This window comes from Clostridium sp. D5, from assembly GCF_000190355.1.
GTDB classification, from domain to species: domain Bacteria; phylum Bacillota; class Clostridia; order Lachnospirales; family Lachnospiraceae; genus Faecalicatena; species Faecalicatena fissicatena_A.
In genome coordinates, this window is sequence record NZ_GL870809.1 from 377,878 (window position 1) to 399,789 (window position 21,912).

Annotated in this window: 18 protein-coding genes; 17 read left to right on the forward strand and 1 reads right to left on the reverse strand. The window is 44.4% G+C overall.

Annotated elements, in window-relative coordinates; genetic code table 11:
• Positions 1-16: 16 nt before the first annotated feature.
• Both fusA and tuf read left to right on the forward strand, forming a co-directional pair.
• The gene (gene fusA, locus HMPREF0240_RS01565; protein ID WP_009001707.1) at positions 17-2,134 is read left to right on the forward strand and encodes an elongation factor G; all 2,118 of its coding nucleotides are present in this window, start codon (positions 17-19) and stop codon (positions 2,132-2,134) included.
• A 119-nt stretch (positions 2,135-2,253) separates the two neighbouring features.
• Entirely contained in the window at positions 2,254-3,447 is a 1,194-nt protein-coding gene (gene tuf, locus HMPREF0240_RS01570) for an elongation factor Tu (RefSeq protein ID WP_009001708.1), read from the forward strand.
• Between the two features lie 108 nt (positions 3,448-3,555).
• Here tuf and HMPREF0240_RS01575 read toward each other — a convergent pair whose 3' ends face one another.
• Entirely contained in the window at positions 3,556-4,032 is a 477-nt protein-coding gene (locus tag HMPREF0240_RS01575; protein ID WP_009001709.1) for a hypothetical protein, read from the reverse strand.
• A gap of 204 nt (positions 4,033-4,236) precedes the next feature.
• On the opposite strand from HMPREF0240_RS01575, the gene HMPREF0240_RS01580 reads away from it, so the two are divergent.
• From HMPREF0240_RS01580 to HMPREF0240_RS01650, 15 genes are all read left to right on the forward strand, one after another.
• Positions 4,237-5,736 carry an alpha-N-arabinofuranosidase gene (locus HMPREF0240_RS01580; RefSeq protein WP_009001710.1) on the forward strand — a complete coding sequence of 500 codons (1,500 nt, stop codon included), beginning with the start codon at positions 4,237-4,239 and terminating at the stop codon, positions 5,734-5,736.
• Between the two features lie 84 nt (positions 5,737-5,820).
• Positions 5,821-6,789: a family 43 glycosylhydrolase gene (locus HMPREF0240_RS01585; protein ID WP_009001711.1), complete on the forward strand. Its 969-nt coding sequence runs from the start codon at positions 5,821-5,823 to the stop codon at positions 6,787-6,789.
• 22 nt (positions 6,790-6,811) lie between these two features.
• On the forward strand, positions 6,812-8,122 hold the full coding sequence (locus HMPREF0240_RS01590; RefSeq protein ID WP_035312229.1) for an ABC transporter substrate-binding protein: 1,311 nt from the start codon (positions 6,812-6,814) through the stop codon (positions 8,120-8,122).
• Positions 8,123-8,188: 66 nt separating this feature from the next.
• Entirely contained in the window at positions 8,189-9,067 is an 879-nt protein-coding gene (locus tag HMPREF0240_RS01595; RefSeq protein WP_009001713.1) for a sugar ABC transporter permease, read from the forward strand.
• Entirely contained in the window at positions 9,067-9,882 is an 816-nt protein-coding gene (locus tag HMPREF0240_RS01600; RefSeq protein WP_009001714.1) for a carbohydrate ABC transporter permease, read from the forward strand. Before HMPREF0240_RS01595 ends, HMPREF0240_RS01600 begins: the two co-directional genes overlap by 1 nt.
• Positions 9,883-9,959: 77 nt before the next feature.
• Positions 9,960-11,414, forward strand: coding sequence for an alpha-L-fucosidase (locus HMPREF0240_RS01605; protein ID WP_035312230.1), 1,455 nt, complete (start codon positions 9,960-9,962; stop codon positions 11,412-11,414).
• Positions 11,415-11,580: 166 nt separating this feature from the next.
• On the forward strand, positions 11,581-13,314 hold the full coding sequence (locus tag HMPREF0240_RS01610; protein ID WP_035312231.1) for a histidine kinase: 1,734 nt from the start codon (positions 11,581-11,583) through the stop codon (positions 13,312-13,314).
• Complete coding sequence (locus HMPREF0240_RS01615; protein WP_009001717.1) at positions 13,311-14,783, forward strand: response regulator; 1,473 nt, start codon at positions 13,311-13,313, stop codon at positions 14,781-14,783. Before HMPREF0240_RS01610 ends, HMPREF0240_RS01615 begins: the two co-directional genes overlap by 4 nt.
• 287 nt (positions 14,784-15,070) lie before the next feature.
• Positions 15,071-15,799, forward strand: a complete 729-nt coding sequence (locus HMPREF0240_RS01620) for a DUF554 domain-containing protein (protein ID WP_009001718.1) — start codon at positions 15,071-15,073, stop codon at positions 15,797-15,799.
• Between the two features lie 104 nt (positions 15,800-15,903).
• Complete coding sequence (locus HMPREF0240_RS01625; protein ID WP_242833284.1) at positions 15,904-16,941, forward strand: LacI family DNA-binding transcriptional regulator; 1,038 nt, start codon at positions 15,904-15,906, stop codon at positions 16,939-16,941.
• A 306-nt stretch (positions 16,942-17,247) separates the two neighbouring features.
• Positions 17,248-17,730: an RpiB/LacA/LacB family sugar-phosphate isomerase gene (locus HMPREF0240_RS01630; protein ID WP_035312232.1), complete on the forward strand. Its 483-nt coding sequence runs from the start codon at positions 17,248-17,250 to the stop codon at positions 17,728-17,730.
• Positions 17,727-18,395 carry a ribulose-phosphate 3-epimerase gene (locus HMPREF0240_RS01635; RefSeq protein ID WP_009001721.1) on the forward strand — a complete coding sequence of 223 codons (669 nt, stop codon included), beginning with the start codon at positions 17,727-17,729 and terminating at the stop codon, positions 18,393-18,395. The genes HMPREF0240_RS01630 and HMPREF0240_RS01635 overlap by 4 nt, the downstream gene beginning before the upstream one ends.
• 636 nt (positions 18,396-19,031) lie before the next feature.
• Positions 19,032-20,048 carry a LacI family DNA-binding transcriptional regulator gene (locus HMPREF0240_RS01640; RefSeq protein ID WP_009001722.1) on the forward strand — a complete coding sequence of 339 codons (1,017 nt, stop codon included), beginning with the start codon at positions 19,032-19,034 and terminating at the stop codon, positions 20,046-20,048.
• Between the two features lie 14 nt (positions 20,049-20,062).
• Positions 20,063-20,626 carry an SIS domain-containing protein gene (locus tag HMPREF0240_RS01645; protein ID WP_035312487.1) on the forward strand — a complete coding sequence of 188 codons (564 nt, stop codon included), beginning with the start codon at positions 20,063-20,065 and terminating at the stop codon, positions 20,624-20,626.
• Between the two features lie 92 nt (positions 20,627-20,718).
• A complete protein-coding gene (locus tag HMPREF0240_RS01650) occupies positions 20,719-21,831 on the forward strand; it encodes an autoinducer 2 ABC transporter substrate-binding protein (RefSeq protein WP_009001724.1) in 1,113 nt (370 codons plus the stop codon).
• Positions 21,832-21,912 lie beyond the last annotated feature (81 nt).

Consider the following 21,912-nt stretch of genomic DNA (forward strand, 5'->3'; position numbering starts at 1 on the left):
TTAGGAGGAAAAAATCTTGGCTGGAAGAGAATATCCACTAGAAAGAACCAGAAATATAGGTATCATGGCTCATATCGATGCTGGTAAAACAACACTGACAGAGCGTATCCTGTATTATACCGGTGTAAACTATAAGATAGGTGATACTCACGAAGGTACTGCTACCATGGACTGGATGGAGCAGGAACAGGAGAGAGGTATCACAATTACTTCAGCTGCTACAACATGTCACTGGACTTTGGAAGAAAATACAAAACCAAAGGCAGGTGCCCTGGAACATCGTATTAATATTATCGACACGCCGGGACACGTTGACTTTACTGTAGAAGTTGAACGTTCGCTTCGTGTGCTGGATGGAGCCGTAGGTGTATTCTGTGCTAAGGGCGGTGTTGAGCCTCAGTCAGAAAACGTATGGCGTCAGGCTGACACATACAATGTACCGAGAATGGCGTTCATCAATAAGATGGACATTCTGGGAGCTGATTTCTACAATGCTGTAGAGCAGATCAAGAACAGACTTGGTAAAAATGCTATTTGTCTTCAGCTGCCGATCGGCAAAGAAGATGAATTCAAAGGAATCATCGACTTAATGGAGATGAAGGCTTATATCTATCATGATGATAAAGGCGAAGACATTTCTGTGGAAGAGGTTCCGGACGATATGAAAGACGACGCAGAACTGTATCGTACAGAATTAGTCGAGAAGATCTGCGAATTAGACGACGATCTGATGTTAGAATACCTGGAGGGCGAAGAGCCTTCTGTTGAAGCACTCAAAGCAGCCCTGAGAAAGGGAACATGCGAGTGTACAGCTGTTCCGGTATGCTGCGGTACAGCATACAGAAACAAAGGTGTTCAGAAATTATTGGATGCAGTCATCGAATATATGCCGGCTCCGACAGATATCCCGCCGATCGAAGGTACGGATGAAGACGGAAACAGCGTAGTGAGACATTCATCTGATGAGGAACCGTTCTCCGCACTGGCATTTAAGATTATGACAGACCCGTTTGTAGGTAAGCTTGCTTACTTCAGAGTATACTCAGGTTCTATAAATTCAGGTTCTTACGTGCTGAATGCAACAAAAGGCAAAAAAGAACGTGTTGGACGTATCCTTCAGATGCATGCCAACAAGAGAGCTGAGCTGGATAAAGTATATGCAGGAGATATCGCAGCTGCCATCGGATTCAAGTTCACAACAACAGGTGATACCATCTGTGATGAACAGCATCCGGTTATCCTGGAGTCCATGGAATTCCCAGAGCCGGTTATCGAGCTCGCAATCGAGCCGAAAACAAAGGCGTCACAGGGCAAGCTTGGAGAATCCCTTGCAAAACTTGCAGAGGAAGACCCGACATTCCGTGCACACACAGATAAAGAGACAGGACAGACAATCATCGCAGGTATGGGTGAGCTCCATCTGGAAATCATCGTAGACAGACTTCTGCGTGAGTTCAAGGTAGAGGCTAATGTAGGTGCACCTCAGGTTGCTTACAAAGAGTCCTTCACAAAACCTGTTGATGTAGACAGCAAGTATGCAAAACAGTCAGGTGGACGTGGACAGTACGGACACTGTAAAGTTAAATTTGAACCTATGGATGTCAACGGAGAAGAAATCTACAAGTTCGACTCCAGCGTAGTCGGCGGATCTATTCCAAAAGAATATATTCCGGCTGTAGGCCAGGGTATCGAGGAAGCTATGAAGTCCGGTGTACTCGGAGGATTCCCGGTTGTTGGTGTTCATGCGACTGTATATGATGGTTCTTACCATGAAGTCGATTCAAGTGAAATGGCATTCCACATTGCCGGTTCTCTCGCATTCAAGGATGCCATGAGAAAATCTTCACCAGTACTTCTTGAGCCAATCATGAAAGTGGAAGTAACAATGCCTGAAGAATATATGGGAGATATCATTGGTGATATCAATTCCCGACGTGGACGTATTGAAGGTATGGATGATCTGGGCGGCGGTAAAATTGTCCGCGCATTCGTGCCACTGTCCGAGATGTTTGGCTATTCTACAGACCTTCGTTCCAGAACTCAGGGACGTGGAAACTACTCAATGTTCTTCGAGAGCTATGAGGCAGTACCGAAGTCTGTACAGGAAAAAGTATTAACGAATAAAAATGCCTAAATATCATAAAAAGGCTTGAAAAACCCGGGCTTTTGAAATATAATCAGAATTAGCCGAGTAAAAGCGAAAACCAATAAAATGCCTGTAAATAGGCTATATATTAAGGAGGATTATTCAAAATGGCAAAAGCTAAATTTGAAAGAACAAAACCACATGCTAATATTGGTACCATTGGACACGTTGACCATGGTAAAACAACATTAACAGCTGCTATTACAAAGACACTTTCTCAGAGAGTTGCTGGTAACGCAGCAGTTGATTTCGAAAACATCGATAAAGCTCCAGAGGAAAGAGAACGTGGTATCACAATTTCTACAGCTCACGTTGAGTATGAGACAGACAAACGTCACTATGCACACGTTGACTGCCCAGGACATGCTGACTATGTAAAGAACATGATCACAGGTGCTGCTCAGATGGACGGAGCTATCCTTGTTGTAGCTGCTACTGACGGAGTTATGGCTCAGACAAAAGAGCACATCCTTCTGTCACGTCAGGTAGGTGTACCTTACATCGTTGTATTCATGAACAAATGTGACATGGTAGACGATGAAGAACTTCTTGAATTAGTAGAGATGGAAATCCGTGAACTCCTTGACGAGTATGAATTCCCGGGAGACGACACACCGATTATCCAGGGTTCTGCACTGAAAGCTCTCGAAGATCCTTCAGGAGAATGGGGAGACAAGATCATGGAACTTATGGATGCTGTTGACAGCTGGGTTCCAGATCCGCAGCGTGATACAGATAAGCCATTCCTGATGCCTGTAGAGGACGTATTCTCTATCACAGGACGTGGTACGGTTGCTACAGGTAGAGTAGAGCGTGGAACACTTCACGTATCTGATGAAGTTGAAATCATCGGTATCAAAGAAGAAGTTAAGAAAACTGTTGTAACAGGTATCGAGATGTTCCGTAAACTTCTTGATGATGCTCAGGCTGGTGACAACATCGGAGCTCTGCTTCGTGGTGTTCAGAGAACTGAAATCGAAAGAGGACAGGTTCTGATCAAACCAGGTACAGTAAAATGCCACAAGAAATTTACAGCTCAGGTATACGTTCTGACAAAAGATGAAGGTGGACGTCATACACCATTCTTCAACAACTACAGACCACAGTTCTACTTCAGAACAACAGACGTAACAGGTGTTTGCGATCTGCCGGAAGGTGTTGAGATGTGCATGCCTGGAGATAACGTAGAGATGACAATCGAACTGATTCACCCAGTAGCTATGGAAGAGGGTCTTGGATTCGCTATCCGTGAAGGTGGACGTACAGTTGGATCAGGAAAGGTTGCTAAAATCCTCGATTAATCGTTGATTTACAATCATACAATCTAAATAAAATACCGCAGTCCTAGAGTAATCAGGGACTGCGGTTTTTTGCGTTCAAAATAACCTGTAAATGTCAGAAAGGGTCAATCAGCAGAGAACAATGATTTTTCTCGGTGTTGTCTGAGGCGGAATGCTCCTTGTCGTATTGCTGTAAAAAACAATCAGGTTGCGTCCCCCTATAGAACAGTTAAACCTCTGCCCATTTCCTGTTACTACATTGGTTGATGGGCCGATATTTAACTGCAGTGACTGATCTGCGGCCAGCAGATTTCTGTCAAAAAATCCATAGGCAATCTGTTCATTGCGCATTGCCACACTGATAACAGCCGCACGGTACTGAGGCGGAAAAATCAGCGGTACGGGCTGGTTAGGGTCATAAAAAGCAGTGACGCGCATACCTGGCAGCAAAAAAGTATTGTTAACAATGTAGGTATTGGGAGAAGCTACAAAGTTAACAGGACCATTGTCTGTCAGCAGGCTGATGAGCTGGCTGCAGCACTCGCCCGAAAAAGGCGTGATATTTCTGATCATGCCGGTGATTGGAGTAAAAGTTGTATTGGCCATATAGATAAATTCCTTTTTTATTAGTATATGCAAAAAATGTCTTGTTGCAAATCTTACATGTTGCTGTTGCTTAAATTACATTCTATAAATTCTAAATTTCTTATATAATTCCAAACATAGATAAATGATAACAAATATGGATTCGCATATGAGACGGCTTAAAAGAGTAAATACAGTGGAGTGCGATTAAGGGAGGACAGTGATGTGAATACAAAAATATTATTAAATACGGCATATACCGCAGGGAAAATTGACCCCAGGCTGTACGGGAGTTTTCTTGAACATATGGGGAGAGTCGTATATGGGGGAGTATATGAACCCTCACATCCGTTGGCGGACGAGGACGGCTTTCGGCAAGATGTCCTGGATGCCGTAAAGAATGCGGGGATTACACAGGTTAGATATCCTGGCGGCAACTTTGTTTCCTGTTATCATTGGGAGGACGGAATCGGTCCAAAACAAGACAGGCCCCATTGTCTGGAGCTTGCCTGGAGGGCAATAGAAACCAACGAATTTGGTACAGATGAATTCTTCCGATGGGCAAAAAAAGCGGAGATAACCCCAATGCTTGCGGTGAATCTGGGGAGCAGGGGGATCGAAGATGCGGTTCATTACTTAGAGTACTGCAACTTCCCAAAAGGCACAAAATATAGCGATCTCAGGCGGAAAAATGGAAGAGAAGAACCCTATAATGTAAAAATGTGGTGCCTGGGAAACGAGATGGACGGTTCCTGGCAGATCGGCCATAAAACCGCGGAAGAGTATGGACGCCTGGCGGCCGAGACAGCCAAAGTGATGAAAATCATAGACCCTGCCGTAGAATTGTCGGTATGTGGAAGTTCCCTGAATACAATGGAGACCTTTCCTCAATGGGAAGAAACAGTACTGGAACATACTTATGAGTATGTAGACTATATCTCCCTTCACCAGTACTTTGCAGGCCAGGAAAAAGGCACAAAATCGTTTCTGGCGCAGGCCGACGAGATGGACAGGTATATCAAGGACGTGGTTTCGGCATGTGATTTTGTGAGAGCAAAAAAACGCTCGGATCATAAAATCAATATCAGTTTCGATGAATGGGGCGTGTGGGCGTATCGGGCGCAGGAAGTGGCCGAACAGTGTAAAACGAATTCGTGGGAGCTGGCGCCGGAGATCAGCGAGATGATATACACTTTTGAAGACAGCCTGCTCTTTGGAGGGATGCTGCTTGCACTGCTGAAAAATGCAGACAGAGTAAAAATAGCATGCCAGTCGCTTCTTACAAATGTAAGCGCCATGATCATGACCGAAAAAAACGGAGGGATCTGGTATCAGCCAATCTACTATCCCTTCACCCATGTGGCGAACCACGGGAAGGGCGTAGTGCTGGACTGCCGTATTATAGAAGGCGAAAAAGAAGATTTGGACTATGCTGCCGTATATAATGAACCTGATTCGGAATTAGTCATATTTGCAATAAACAGAGATGACGCTAAAAAGAAATATATCAGTCTTGAAATGCAGGGACTTGAGTGCCGTCAAATAATCGAGCATGTAGTGATGGAATCAGAAGATCCAAAGGCTGTAAACTCTTTAAACCATACAGGTGTTAAGCCGCACAGGAATGGAAAGACAGAGAAAACCGGCAAAAAAGCAGATATAGAGCTGCCGGAATTATCGTGGAATATGATTCGGATTGAGGTACAAAAAAGCGGATTGTTATAAAACATCAGCAAATTAAATGGCAAAAAAATATGGAACAATGAGGCCGGCCCGGATACAGGCCGAACAATCAGAGGGAGGAAAGATGTGAACAGCAGCAGTTATCAAAATACAGAGTTTAACCAGCCTTTTATCAGGCAGAGAGCAGACCCATATGTCATGAAGGATAAAAGCGGCAATTACTATTTTACAGCATCTGTGCCGGAATACGACAGGATTGTATTAAGGCGTGCCAAGTCGCTGGACGGGCTTCAAAGCGCAGAGGAAACAACGATCTGGAGGCGGCACGAAAACGGAAGAATGAGTATACATATCTGGGCTCCTGAGATACACTATATTCAGGGAAAATGGTATATTTACTATGCGGCGGGAGATAAAGACAGCATCTGGGACATTCGCCCCTATGTGCTGGAATGCACAGGAGAGGATCCGCTGAAAGATAAGTGGATAGAGAGAGGCATGATAGAGGCGGCTGATGCATTTACATTCCAGGACTTCTCTCTGGACATGACGGTGTTCACTCATAAAGAGAGACTTTACTGTGTATGGGCTGAAAAGGTAAGCACCGGAAAGAAAATATCAAATTTATATATAGCGGAAATGGAGTCACCATTAAAATTCAAGACAGAGCAGGTACTTCTGTCATCACCGGATTATGACTGGGAGAGGATTGATTTTTGGGTAAATGAAGGGCCTGCGGTGGTGAAACGCGGAGGCAAAATCTTTCTCACATATTCCGCAAGTGCTACGGGTAAATGCTACTGCATGGGAATGCTGAGTATTGATGGAGAAGCAGATATACTGGATCCAGGAAATTGGGAAAAAAGCCGGCAGCCGGTGCTGTCAAGTGATTTCACAAAGGGGATATACGGTCCCGGACATAATTCATTTGTAAAAAGCGGGGACGATCAGGCAGAGATTATGTTTTATCATGCGAGGCAATATGATGAAATTCAGGGAGACCCTCTGTATGACCCGAATCGTCATACCTATAGAATGAAACTTGAATGGGATGATGAAGAGAAACCGGTGTTTCAATATAAAAATAATTATTAATAAAATACGAGGAGGAATGAAAATGAAAAAGAAAGCTTTAACGAGAGGAATTGCAGCGGTTTTAAGCACCGCCCTTTTGGGAAGTGCCCTCATTACAGGCTGCGGAAAGAGTGACGAAAAAGAAACGAAGACCTCTGAGGGCGGAAAGATTTCCGCACTGCTGATCCAGAGCCAGAATAATGACGGATTACAGCGTATGTTTGAAAAACTGGAAGAAGAGGAGAATATTAAAGTAGACGCACAGGTGATACCTGACGACCAGTACTTAAATATCCTGCAGATGAAGCAGGCTTCCGGGGAATTGCCGGATATTATCCAGTATAATATACCGCATCTTTATAATTATCTGGACCCGGAGACGGAGCTGTATGATTTTTCGGATGAAGCGTGGGTTGATGAACTCCTGCAGCCGGAGGTGTCACAGGTCGATGGAAAACAGTACGGATTTCCGCTGAAGGCGAACTCAGGATACCAATGTTTCTTATACAATAAAGATTTTTTCGAAGAAAATAATCTAAGCATTCCAGAGACCACAGAGGAATTCGATGCACTCTGCCAGCAGATCAAAGAGATGGGCGTCAGCCCGATTCTGCTTGCCAGTGATGCCTGGGTGCCTCAGATATGGATGACCAATGGATATGCACGTGCGCTGGGGTCAGACGAGGCTGCCGTAGAGATGACAGAGGCAGTATTAAATGGTGAGAAAAAGTTCAGCGACTACCCGGAAATGGCTGAAGTAATCGACAATCTGCTGGATATCAAGGAAAAAGGATACTTTAATGACGACATAGCAACCCTTTCATGGGATGATGCATGGGTAGAGTTAAGTGATCAGAAGGGCGCAATGCTCATGGGCGAAGCCTTTATGATTCCTTCTAACCAGGCAATGTTCCCGGATACCAGATTTGGGGTATTCAATGTGCCTCTTCCTTTTGACGAAAAAGACCAGATTAGTATTTCGAGCTATACAAGTGGATTTGCAGCTGGAAAAGACAGTGAAAACATTGAGATGGTGAAGAAGATGTTTGCGGCTTTTGCGACACCGGATTATCTGAACCTGTACTTTGAAGATGCCCCGGGACTGCCGGCCTTCGAAGGGGTGGAAGGCGGCGAACTTCCGGAAGACATTCTGGAATTATACCAGAAGCATATGGACGCCGGTACCTATGTTACAGAGATGAATCTGCATTGGGGCAGCATCGAACCTGTCTTTAGCGAAAAGCTCTGGACGTATTATCTTGAGGCACTGACAAAAGGAAATATGGATGGAAAAGCGGTACTGGATAATTTCCAGGCCGATGTAGAGAAGTACCTCAAGGAAAATGCAATGTAAAACAAATAGAGGCATGGGGATATCGGCACAAAAGCTCCGGTATCTCCGTGGCCAGGAGGTAAGACAATGATAAAAAAGAAACATGGCGGATATCCTTTCTGGCTCTCCATTCCTGCGATCGCAGTCTACTCGGTTTTTGTGATTATTCCGATTGTAATGAGCCTGGTGCTCGCATTTACAGACTGGAATGTAAACAGGTGGACATCGCCCTCTTTTGCCGGGCTGACCAGTTTTATAGAGATTTTAAAAGACCCGGTTTTTATGAAATCTTTGTTCAATAGTTTTCTGTATGCCATTGCAACAACCGTTTTAAAGGTCGTTTTCGGGCTTGCACTTGCATTGGCGCTGGTAAAGCCATTTAAAGGCAATACGATCTTCCGGACGATTTTCTATCTTCCATGTGTTCTCAGTATGACTGTCATAGGCGTGTTATTTACCGCTATATTAGCGAAGAACGGACTGCTGAATAACCTGCTGGAAATGCTGCACCTGACCTCATTTCAGAGAGAATGGCTGGGGCAGTATGGCACGGCGATGACCTGGATTATTCTGATCGAAAGTTGGATGTGGGCGGGATTTAATATGTTTGTATTTATATCGGGCCTTCAGGCAATCCCCCGGGATTATTATGAAGCCGCCAGTACGGAGGGCGCCTCCAGAATCAAACAGTTTACCAGTATTACACTGCCACTTATTATGCCTGCGATTACCGTAAATGTAACGCTGAACGTTGCGGGCGGGATGAAAGTATTTGACATTATATACGTATTGACGAATGGGGGGCCGGGGACAGATACACAGGTTTTGAGCACATATGGATTTAAGGCGTTCAGTCTGGGGTATCTGGGCGAATCAAGTGCGGCCAGCATTATACTTACGATATTGGTAATCATAGTCTCTTTTGCACTGAACGGATTTTTCAGGAAGAGGGAGGTAGAATTATAATGAAGAAGAAAAACAATGTACTGAAAATGATTCTGCTCATACTGATTACCTGCATTTACTTAATTCCGATTGTAATGATGGTGTTGGGATCTCTGAAACCAAAAGAGGAGGCGATTCGTTTCGATCTGAGCCTGCCCTCTGTGATAGAATGGTCCAATTATACATATGTACTTGAAAAGGGACATGTTTTAACCGGATATTTTAACAGCTTTATTATGACTGCTGCGGCCACTGTACTTGTACTGCTTTTTGGTGCTCTTGCAGGCATCTATGTGGGACGGAGCAGAGGCAGGGTGTCCACGGCGATCTATAATTACTTTATATTGGGGCTTACAGTCTCTTTCCAGATCGCGACCACATTCGCACTGTTAAAGTTTCTGAATCTATACGGTTCCAGAGTTGGCGTTGTTTTAATCTATGCCGCGATTCAGCTGCCATTTACGGTAATGACTTTTTCCAGTTTTATCAAAGGCGTGCCGCGGGAAATTGACGAAGCGGCAATGATAGACGGCTGCGGGCCGCTCAGGCTTATTTTTTTGATTATTATGCCAATTATGAAGCCGATCATGATAACTAACTTGATCGTGACTGCCATCCAGACATGGAATAATTTTATGATACCTCTGTTTTATCTGGATTCTTCGGAAAAATGGACCATACCGCTTATGGTATATAATTTCTTCGGACAGTATTCCAGAAACTGGAACTATGTATTTGCGATGCTGGTGATTACAATTCTGCCCGTGATTATCTTATATCTCTGCCTGCAGAAATATATTGTGGAAGGCATGACATCCGGAGCCGTGAAGGGTTAGTCTGTTATAAAAGAGCGGCGGAAACTGGATGGGATAGAGTGACAGGGTTTTATTTGAGAAAGAAAGGGAAAACGATAATGAATAGACAGGATTATTTAGAAAAAATAGAGAGAGTCATCAGTGAGGGGCCGTATCAGGATACCTGGGAATCCCTGTGCACACACCCGGTTCCGAAGTGGTACCGGGATGCCAAGTTTGGAATTTTCATACACTGGGGAATATACAGCGTTCCGGCATTCCGCGATGAGTGGTATTCACGGAATGTATACAGGAAAGGTTCTGCAGAGTACAACTATCATGTGGAAAACTATGGAGAATTGAGCGAATTTGGATACAAAGACTTTATTCCAATGTTCAAAGCAGAAAAATTTGACCCGGCTGCCTGGGCCAGGCTTTTTAAGAAAGCAGGGGCAAGATATGTGATGCCGGTAGGAGAGCATACGGATGGCTTTCAGATGTATGACAGCGAACTCAGTAAATGGAATGCAAAACAGATGGGCCCAAAGAGAGACGTACTGGGGGAATTAAAGGAAGCGGTTGAAGCGCAGGGTATGGTGTTTACGACCTCCTCACACCGTGCGGAGCACTGGTGGTTCTATAACCTGGGCAGAGAAATACCGGAGGCGGATGTAAATGATGAGGAATATGCGGATTTTTACGGCCCCGCAGCCGGTCCTACCCGGGCATGGGGGGATTTCATGGATAATCCGCCGGACAAAGAATTTCTGGAAGACTGGCTTGTCAGAACCTGCGAGCTGGTGGACCGCTATCGGCCAAAGGATCTTTATTTTGACTGGTGGATACAGACTTATGCATTTAAGCCCTATCTGAGGAAATTTGCTGCTTATTACTACAACCAGGCCGAAAAGTGGGGCGCAGATGTAGCGATTAATGCAAAGTTTGACGCATTTGTACACGGCAGCGTAGTAAAAGACGTTGAAAGAGGGCAGATGGGAGATATCAGCCCGGACTTCTGGCAGAATGATACCTCCGTGGCAAAGAATTCCTGGGGATATACAAAAAACAATGTGTACAAAGATGCGAAAGACATCCTGTGTAATCTGGTAGATGTGGTCAGCAAAAACGGATCGCTTCTTCTGAATATCGGACCAAAGCCCGATGGAACCATTCCGGAAGAAGACGAAAGACTTCTCCTGGAGATTGGAAAATGGATGGAGACGAACGGGGAAGCCATCTACGATACTAAGTACTGGAAAATATACGGAGAAGGACCGACAGCGGTACCGGACGGAGAGTTTACAGATACCCAGAGAGAAGAGTTCACATCAGAGGATATCCGTTTTACCAGCAAGGCCGATGTGGTGTATGCGATTGTCATGAAGTGGCCGGAAAACGGCATGGTTAAGATAAAGTCTATGGCAAGCATCAAATATCTGAGAACAGCGATACGCGACATCGAAATATTGGGGCAGAAAGTGAAACCGTTTTTCGAATTCCGGGATACGCTGGAAGTATCGGCCGATATTGAAACAGATGATAAACCTGTGGTATTGAAAATCTATATTGAATAGCAGGCAGATTGCACAGGATTTAAAAAGAGACGAAGCGTATACCTGAGGAAAAAGAAAGTGTGGTATGGCGGGGATATGAAAGCCCTGTCATACCACATATTGTTTATGCTATAATGAAAAGAAATGCCGGATTTAATGAAGTGCGGCGAAAGGAATTGAGTCCAGATTGAAAAAGTATAAATTTCAAAATAAAATTCTGATTACAAATAGCATTGTCCTGGTAGGAGTTGTTACTTTTTGTTTTTTGCTGTTTGCATTTTATTATATAAGTGAAAATAACAGGCAGTTCAGGGATAATACTGACAGGACCGCAGATTCTGTAGGCAGTATTCTGGAAAACAGCTTCTTTTTTGCGGATAATACAGCGGTCCAGGCGGGAAATAATCCGTATATAAAGGATGTTTTGAATAAGTTATATTTCAATACAGACCAAAGCAACTATTTCAGCAATGAGCATACGGAGGCCAATGCAATCCTTCAGTATCTCTACCCGTATCTGGTAAAAAAGGATTTGCTTTACCGCATTTGTTTCTATAATGAAAACGGAGATTTTTTGGCCTGTGGATCCAGTGTTACTTTAAAGGGAGTGCAGAATTATGTCTCTGAGAAAAGGATGGATAAGGTTACCGGGCGGCTTGCAGAGAATAAAGGAATCAGCACCAACCTGGTCTATACCGAGGACGTACTGCAAAATACGGAGTTTAAAACAGATGGTTATATTGCGGTTGTGCGCCCGGTCAGGGACAGCAATATACGGGACGGCCTGCCGCTTGGCTATCTGGAAGTCCATTTATCACTGAATGGTATTAAAGAACAAATTACCCCCCTGATTGGAAGTGGAAATGCAGCGATTTACTATCAGGGCAGGTCCATTTTACAAGTAGGGGAGGATCGGGGGGATGCAGGGGCATTTGCGGTCACCAAAGATATTGGGGACGGGTTTGAAATCCGGCTGAAAAGCTACAATGAAAATGGGAGACAGGTTGTACTCGTTACGATTATCATACTGTTCATCATCGCCACTCTCATTATTATATCCATGGTTTTAGTGCAGCGTAAGGTAGTGACAAGAATAACGAAGCCCTTAATATCGCTTTTTAATCTGGTTCAGACAACAGATCTGGATGATGTCTCCAGGCTGGAAGAAGAGCACTCCATAGATGAGATTCTGGAATTACAGCAGTCCTTTAACCATATGATGAAAAGTCTGCAGGCATCGGTCGAGGAGACGGTTGCCATGCGTACCGAGAAAGTGAATGCACAGATGCTTGCACTGCAGGCTCAGGTAGATCCGCATTTTATCCATAACACGCTGGCGATTATCTCATCGCTTGCAGATGAGGGGGAAAACCAGAAGGCAAAGGATGTCAGCAATATGCTCTCCTCTATGATCCGCTACAGCTCTGATTATACGAAGCAGGAGACGACTTTAAGTCAGGAAATAGACAACATTGTATCTTATTTAAAATTAGTAAAGTACAGGTATGAGGAAGATTTTGTCTATCAGATAGAATTAGAGGCCGGGTGCGGAGAAGTCCAGATCCCCAGGTTTATCATACAGCCGCTGGTTGAAAATGCTATAAGGCACAGCCTGAACAAAGCTGATTTTCCGTGGAAGATAGCGATCACCTGCTATCAAAGAGAAGAAAAATGGTACATTGAGGTAAGCGATAATGGTGCGGGGATTGAACCGGACAGTATTGAAGAGATCAAAAACCGGCTGGCCAAAATGAATGATTCCAGTATGGATGAACTGGTCAAAAACCTGAAAATAGGGGGATTTTCACTGATGAATATATTAATCAGAATGTATATCCATTATAAAGACGATATGGAGTTTGACATATACAGAAATAATGAGGATGGTACCACTGTAATGATAGGAGGCATGATTGAATGATAGAGGTATTGGTGGCAGAAGATGAAAGACCGATCCTGAGAAATATTGTGAAGGCAATCGAAGCGGCTGATTCGGATTTCCGTGTGAAATATGCTGCCTGTAACGGGAAGCAGGCAAAGGAATACCTGGATTCAAACCAGATCGATGTTGCTTTTCTGGACATCAATATGCCGATCTATGACGGGCTGTTTTTGCTGCAGTATATCCGCGATAATAATATGAATCTGATACCGGTTATTTTAACCGGTTACCGGGAGTTCGATTATGCAAAAAAGGCTTTGAAGTTTAATGCCTTTGACTATCTGCTGAAGCCGCTGGATGAGAAGGAGCTGGGGAACCTGCTGAATAAACTGAAAGTGGAAGTGGAGATAAAGAAGAAGCAGCAGCCATTTGATTCTTTTGGACAGATATCCAGGACGGTATTTGAAGATGGGGACGGTATGCAGAACAGCTGTTTTGTAGCAAGTTGTTTTTTAGGCGGTTACTCAAGGGGAAATCTGGACGATGAGACAAAAGTGAGACAGGAAGATACAGAGAGGTATCTTAAGAAATATATAGAAGAAAAAGTAGGTAAGAACCGTTTCTGGCTGGCAAAAGGGCATCGCGAATCAGAACGGATACTCTTTGTGAATGTAAATACGGATCGTTACAGAGAGCTGCTGGAAGGAATGGTAAGCTCTGCAGATACTTCGTTACTGCCGATCACCGTAGCTTCAGCCACCGGGCCGGCAGAGATAGCCGCGATCAGTGAGGTGTACAGGAACCTGTCTGAAACGGCGAAAGAGATTATGGAATTCGGAAAATCCTGCATTCTCTTCTCTGAAAAAATACGGCAGCCGGAAAAAGGTATCGATAAAGACAGGCTGGAAGTTATATTGGAGGGGATTCAACCTGATATCACTTTAGAAGCATTAACAAAAGTATTTGGACGTGTGATTGATTTGGCGGGAACGAAAAGAAAGAATCTGGAATACGGTATGAAAAGCTTTTTTATCCGTCTGTGCGAAAAAGTTCCGACCCAAATCAATTACCTGGACATCGAGGAAGAGATATTATTCATACTGGAAAATGAATTCAAATATGAGAAACTGGTTGAAAAGATAGAGGCAGTGGTGAAAGAATACTTCTATGTAAGTGTAGAACCCTCCAGGAACAAAGAAAGACTGGCGGAGGAACTGAAAATGTATATTATAAAAAGCTATCAGTTTCCGTTTTCCAGCCAGATATTAGAAGAAAAATTTGGCTACTCCGCATTTTACCTGCGCTCTGTATTTAAAGAATCATTTCAGGTGTCACCTAACGAATATCTGTTGAAAGTACGGATGGAAAGAGCATGTCTGCTGCTCAGACAGGGAGTGCAGGCAAAGGATGCGGCGAACGAAGTGGGATTTTCGGATCCGCTCTATTTTTCTAAAGTCTTTAAAAAGTTTACTGGCTGCAGTCCAAGTGAGTATATGGGGGAAGGATAGTACATGGTACCTGGGCATCCTGCAATTCAGTCTGAACGGGAGGCGGCGCAGCAGAAGCGAGTCGGATTTAATTCTGTGACCGCTCCGTGATAGAAAGTTAACGAGGACTTGAATCATGGCTGATTTACTTCTTGTAATTAATGGAAAATATATCCTGTTCATGGTATACTTATCCCTAAGAGATTCGTTAAGTATGTAGGAAAGGACGCGTTTTTATACATGGATTTTTTGTAATATAAAGATGCAGGGCTGGTGGAAATGTATTTCAGGCAGGATGGAGAATTTGCATGAAAGGGCTGGGAACGATAGTCAATGTTGCTGCTGTCATTGCAGGCAGCGGGATTGGCCTGCTTATTAAAAATGGGTTAAAAGAGCGGTTTCAGAGTATTTTGATGCAGGCGTGCGGTGTTGCGACCATTTTTATTGGAATGGGCGGTGCGCTTACGGGGCTTCTTAGGATTACACCGGATGGGGGGCTTGAGACACAGCACACGATGCTTCTGGTATTTTCTCTTGTATTGGGGAGTCTTTTGGGGGAGGCACTGAATATTGAACTGCATATGGAGCATCTGGGAGATACCTTAAAAGCCTTGGTTAATGCAAAGAAAGATACACAGTTCGTGAATGGATTTGTGACGGCGACACTGGTCATCTGTATTGGGGCGATGGCAATTGTAGGCTCCATACAGGATGGGCTGACCGGAGATTATACAATGCTTTTTGCCAAGGCGCTTCTGGATTTTGTGATTGTCATGGTGTTTGCATCCACTCTGGGAATTGGCGTAATGTTCGCGGCAATTCCGCTTGGAATCTATCAGGGCGGAATCACTGTCGGGGCGGCTTTGATATCAGGTTACATGAATGAGACGCTGATTTCTAATCTGTCCTGTATTGGTTCCGTGCTGATATTCTGCGTCGGTGTGAACCTCACTTTTAAAAAGATGATCAAGGTGGGAAATATGCTTCCCGCCATATTGGTTCCGGTTATATATCATTTTCTGTCATTTTTGCATTAAGTATCCGAAATTCCCTTCAAAGCATGGAAAACACTGGATTTTATAGGCTTCTATTATTGTATCCTCGGAAAAGTTGAGTTATAATCATAGCAAATGGAATATTTATGAAACCAATGAAACCGAGGTCTAGAGAGATGCCCAATATAACAATCAACGATATAGCCCGATGTGCAGGTGTATCAAAAGCAACTGTATCACGTGTGCTGAATCATCCGGACGTAGTTGATGAGAAAACAAGAAAAACGGTCCAGCGTGTGATGGAAGAAAAAAATTACCGTCCTTCCGTGACGGCGCGTAATCTGTCGAACAGGAAGTCCAGCACGATCGGAGTGATACTTCCGCAGGTGGACAATATGTTTTTTGGCGAGATGCTTCGCGGCATGATACATGTAGCGGATAAAAATGAACTGACCATCATGTGTTTTAACTCGGACGACAGTAAGAAAAAGGATCTGCAGACTCTGGAAATTCTGGCCGGACACAGAGTTCGCGGACTGATATATGTACCGGTGGTATCTTATGAAGAAAAGCAGGAGAGAAAGGTGCTCAACCGATACCTGCATACGTTGGATGCGCCGGTAGTAATTGCGGACAGGAATATAGACCTGCCCGTGGACGGTGTGTTTTTCGATGACAATTCGGCAATGTATGAGGCAACCAGGGCAGTGATCGAGGCAGGGCATACCAGGATTGCGATTATTAACGGAACGCAGGAGCGGGTGCTGGGCAGACTGCGTCAGAGCGGATTTGAAAGGGCGCTGGAGGAGGCCGGACTACAGATACCGGATGAATATATTATGCTCGGGGATTATAGCATACAGAGCGCCTATATGATGACAAAGGAGATGATGAAGCTGCCGGTACAGCCGACAGCAGTTATAACCTGCAATAATGATACAACGAAAGGCTTTCTGGAGGCTGTGTATGAGTGCGGGAAGTCGATACCGTCAGATTATAAGAATATATCTCTGGATAAGATGGAGATGCTGAATATTCTGGGAATTCCGTACAATTACATCGAGCGAGATGCGTATCAGATGGGGCAGAAGGCGATGGAACAGCTGATTAACCGTATAGCATTTCCCGACAGGGCATACCGGCATATTATTATTGAATCCCCGTTTGTTAAGCAGAGTTTATAAAAGAATATAAATGAGAACATGAATAAACCATCAGAGACGGTTTGTGCAGATTATACAAGTAAGATTATAATGCACGGCTGTTAGCTGATGGTTTTTTGTATGATTTTATGAAATTAGAAAATAAAAAGCAAGTTCATTGACAAACAGTGCAGAAAAGAGTTATATTTAAACCATATTGTAACCGGTTACAAAGAAAAATAAATGATATAAAATAGAAAAACCGCATAAATACAGCAATATTGGTTTAAATATACTAGTAATTATAAAGCGGTTACATAAATATCCGTTAGAGCAGGAGGAATAGTCTTGAAAATTATTATGGGCGCCGATCCGGCAGGTTTTGAACTGAAGAATGCGATTAAGGCAGATTTGCTGAAAAAGGGTTACGACATCACAGACATAGACCCGGAAACTCCTGTGTTGTTTCAGGATGCAGCAGTTGCAGTTGCCCGGGGAGTACAGAGTCGGGAGTATGACAGAGGCATAGCAATATGCGGTACGGGCATGGGTGTCAGTATCATATGCAACAAGCACAGAGGCGTGTATGCTGCCCTGTGTGAAAGTCTGTATCAGGCCAGAAGGGCTAAGGCCGTGAACAATACGAATGTATTGTGCATGGGCGGTTTTATCATAGGAAATGAAATGGGTATAGAAATGGCCAATGCCTGGCTGGAAGCGGAGCATATGTCCGGTCTTACGCCGGAGATGGCCAGAATTGTAGAAAAAGAATATGATCAGTTGGTGGAATTTGAAAATACGGTATATACAGCGAAGGAGGAGCAGCGGTGAAAAAGATATCCCCATCTATGATGTGCGTGGAAATCGACAAACTGAATGAATATCTGAAAATATTTGAAGAAGAAAAGATAGAATACCTTCACATTGACATAATGGACGGTGAATACGTGCCCAATTATACTCTGGGGACCGATTATGTGAAACAGCTTCGTAAGGCGACCGATATCCCGCTGGACGTTCATCTTATGATAAACAGTCCGGAAAGAAAGATAGAATGGTTTGATTTTCAGGAGGGTGAATATGTGGCTGTCCATGCGGAGAGCACACAACATCTGCAGAAGGCTCTTCAGGCCATCCGGGCAGCAGGTGCGAAGTCCATGGTTGCGATTAATCCGTCCACAAGAGTAGAGGATCTTCAGTACGTCCTGGACGATATGGACGGTCTGCTTGTCATGACTGTAAATCCGGGATTTGCCGGACAAAAGGCGATTCCCCAGACCATACAGAAGATCGAAGACTGCAGAAATTATCTGGATGCGAGAGGATATCAGCATATTGAGATCGAGGTAGATGGAAATGTGAGCTATGAACTGGCAGGGGAGATGTCGAAAAAACATGCGGATATCTTTGTGGCCGGGTCCTCCAGTTTCATGAACGGAATAGATGGAATGAAGGAAGGGATTCGGCGCATGCGGCGGGTTATTGATGCGGGGTGAGGATAGTGCGGACGCCGCTGGAATCGGAGACAGGGCTGGCTGGAAACGGGACAGGACTGTAAGCTGGAGTAAAGGAAAAATGAAGGAAAACCGGGACAACCTGGGCACATCGCGCGAAGCCTGATGGCTTCGCGTGCTGGGCCCAGGAAAACTTGTAATTCGGAATTACAAGTTTTGTCCCGGTTTTCCTTCATTTTTCCTTTACTCCAACTAACAGTCCTTTTACGCTTCCAGCCAGCCCTGTCTCCGGTTCCAGCGGCTGGGTGCATCCAAACGGCAGTTTAAGAGCCGAATGCGTGGGGGGATCCTGGGCGGAGAAGCGGATGGGTGTTGGAATTAACCGGGGAGTTTGAGGGGGAGATGAGTCATGTTAAGAACAGGCGTTTTTCGACAAATTTTTCAGAAACCGCTTTCTTTTTGGGAAAATATGGATAATATGGGATGGAAAAGGAGGAGAGGGGGAATGATTAAAATATGTCAATTATTTTGTGAAAAATATACAAAAAGAAGGTATGAAATACATTAAAAACGACGAAACTATGAATGAATTGTGCTGAGGGGTTGACGGGGGAAAAGTTGTGTGTAATAATTAATTTACTGAAACCGGTTACAAACATTCAGCGGAGGAAATGGAAAATGCCTAAAGAATTTACGATTAATGACATTGCAAAAGAGGCGGGCGTTTCAAAGGCGACGGTGTCGCGGGTGTTGAATGAATCAGCTTCCGTGAGGACGGAAACTAAAGAACGGGTTCTGGAGATTATGGAGAAGCGTCATTTTTCTCCTTCGGCTACGGCCAGGAACCTGTCGAGGCAGAGCTCGAACACGATCGGTGTGATAGTGCCCGAGGTTGATAACCCGTTTTTCGGGGAGATGCTAAGAGGGATCACGGAGATCGCAGACAAATATAATTATACTTTAATCTGCTGCAATTCAGATGACAGTGCGGATAAGGATAAGAAAGCGCTGCTGATGCTGAAGGAGCACAGAGTGAGAGGGCTGCTCTATACACCGGCGGTTGATTATACTACCAGGGAACAGCAGCGGGAGATCAACAAGCTTTTGAAAGATCTGAATGCCCCAATCGTAATTATGGACCGCCAGACGGACAGTCTGGAAGAGTATGACGGCGTCTTTTTTGATGATGAGAAGGGGCTGTATGAGGCGACGATGGCTCTGATAAAAGCAGGGCACACAAAGATCGGCCTCTTGAATGCGACGATGGACAGGGTACTTGCCAGAGTCCGTTACAAAGGATATGAGAGAGCGATTCATGATGCGGGAATTCCTCTGGAGAAGCGTTACATATTCGAAGGAGATTACCGGATGACCAAAGCGTACAAGCTTTCCAAAAGGCTTCTTACTATGGAGGACAGGCCTACGGCAGTGCTGACCTGCAATAACAGAACCAGCCTGGGATTTCTGAAAGCTCTTTATGAGAGAAATGAGCGTTTGTCAAGAGACATCGCGTGTATTGGGCTGGACAGAATAGAAGCATTCGATGTGATACATAATAAGTTCAACTATATTGAGCGGGATGCGAACCAGATGGGCCGTCAGGCTATCCGGCTGCTCAATGACAGAATAGCATATCCCGAAAGGCCGCTGAAGCAGATTATTCTGACTCCGGTCCTGAGGATTCAGGAATTATGAGAATGGAGGTAAATATGGGAGACAGATTTAAAGAATTATCAACGATGGCTATGAAAGAACTGACAGAAGTATTTGACAGGATGGATGATTCCAATGTAAGGGAACTTCTGGAGATGATAAAGAAGACAGACAGAATCTTCCTGCTGGCTGCGGGACGGGAAGGCCTTTCTACCAGGTCATTTGCAATGAGGCTGATGCATCTGGGGAAGAAGTCTTACTGGATCTGGGACGACACAACACCGTCCATAGGGAAAGGGGATCTGATGATCTGTGCATGCGGTTCTGCCAACGTAGGACATGAGAATTATATAGCACAGATGGCAAAGGACAACGGTGCCACACTGGCATTGATCACTCCTTCCAATGAAGGATATATAATTCCAATATCGGACCTGGTAGTGAATGTTCCGGCAGCGGCATATAAAGCCGTTGGTGAATTTGTTCCTACAGAGCAGCTGATGGGTAATCTTTTTGAACAGGCACTCTTCATTCTCTACGATGTATTGGTTATGATGCTCAGGGAAGAGATGGGAATCAGCAGAGAAGAGATGGTCAGCAGACACCGGAATGTAGAGTAGAGTCTGCGCCAGGTATTATGAAAGCCCATAATGGGGCCATGCGGAAGCATGAGCGATCACATAAATTTTTTCAAAAAAGGAGGAAAAAAGTTATGAAAAATCTCAAGAAATTTGTCGCAATCATGGCAGCGGCAGCAATGACACTCTCAATGGTGGCTTGCAGCAGCGAAAAAACCACCACATCCTCAGACACAAAGAAGGAGAACAAGGAGACGACAACAGAAGACAGCGGAAGCACCGATTTGTTTGATGTTGCAAATTACAAATCAGACAAAGACAAGTCTGAATGGACGATCGCAGTTGTAACAAAAGATAACACTGCTAACTGGTTCAAGCGTATGGAAGTCGGCGTTAATGAATTCGGTGAAGAAACCGGCATCAACGTGATCCAGAAAGGACCGGCTAACGCAGATGCAGCTTCTCAGGTACAGGTTATTGACGATTTGATCAACCAGGGCGTTGACGCACTTTGCGTAGTGCCGATCGACCCGGGCGCAATTGAAGCATCCCTGAAGAATGCAATGGAGCAGGGAATTGTAGTTATCACACATGAAGCTTCTAACCAGAAGAACACATTATTCGATACAGAAGCATTTACATCGAAAGACTTCGGTGCCGCAATCATGGACGCTCTTGCAAAAGACATGGGCGAAAAAGGCAAATATGCATTAATGGTTGCTTATACAACATCCACAACTCATATGGAATACGCAAATGCTCAGTACGAACGCCAGAAGGAAGCATATCCGGACATGGAACTGATCAACGACGGTGCAATTCCATCAGCAGAGTCAGAAGAATCTATTGATACATCATATGAAAGAGCAAAAGAAATCCTGAAATCTAATCCAGATCTGAAAGGCTTCACAGGTGTTGCATCTACAGACTGCCCGGGAATCGCTAAGGCTGTAGAGGAACTTGGACTGGATGTTAAGGTTGTTGGTGTAGGTACACCAAACGAATTCAAACCATATGTAGAGTCAGGCACAATTTCCACAATCAAACTTTGGGATCCAAAAGATTCAGGATATGTAATGTGTAAAGTTGCTTCCATGATTCTTGCAGGCGAAGAAGTTGGCGAAGGCACTGACCTTGGAATCGACGGATACAACAAGATCACAATGGTTGAAGGCGACAACAGATGCCTCATCGGCCAGGCTGACCTTACAATCACAAAAGACAATATCAACGACTACGATTTCTAAACAATAGAAATCAGGTTTGCCGTATGGTAAGTAAATGTTTACCCGGGGGCACTTCGTAACACATGCCCTGCGGGCGGGTCC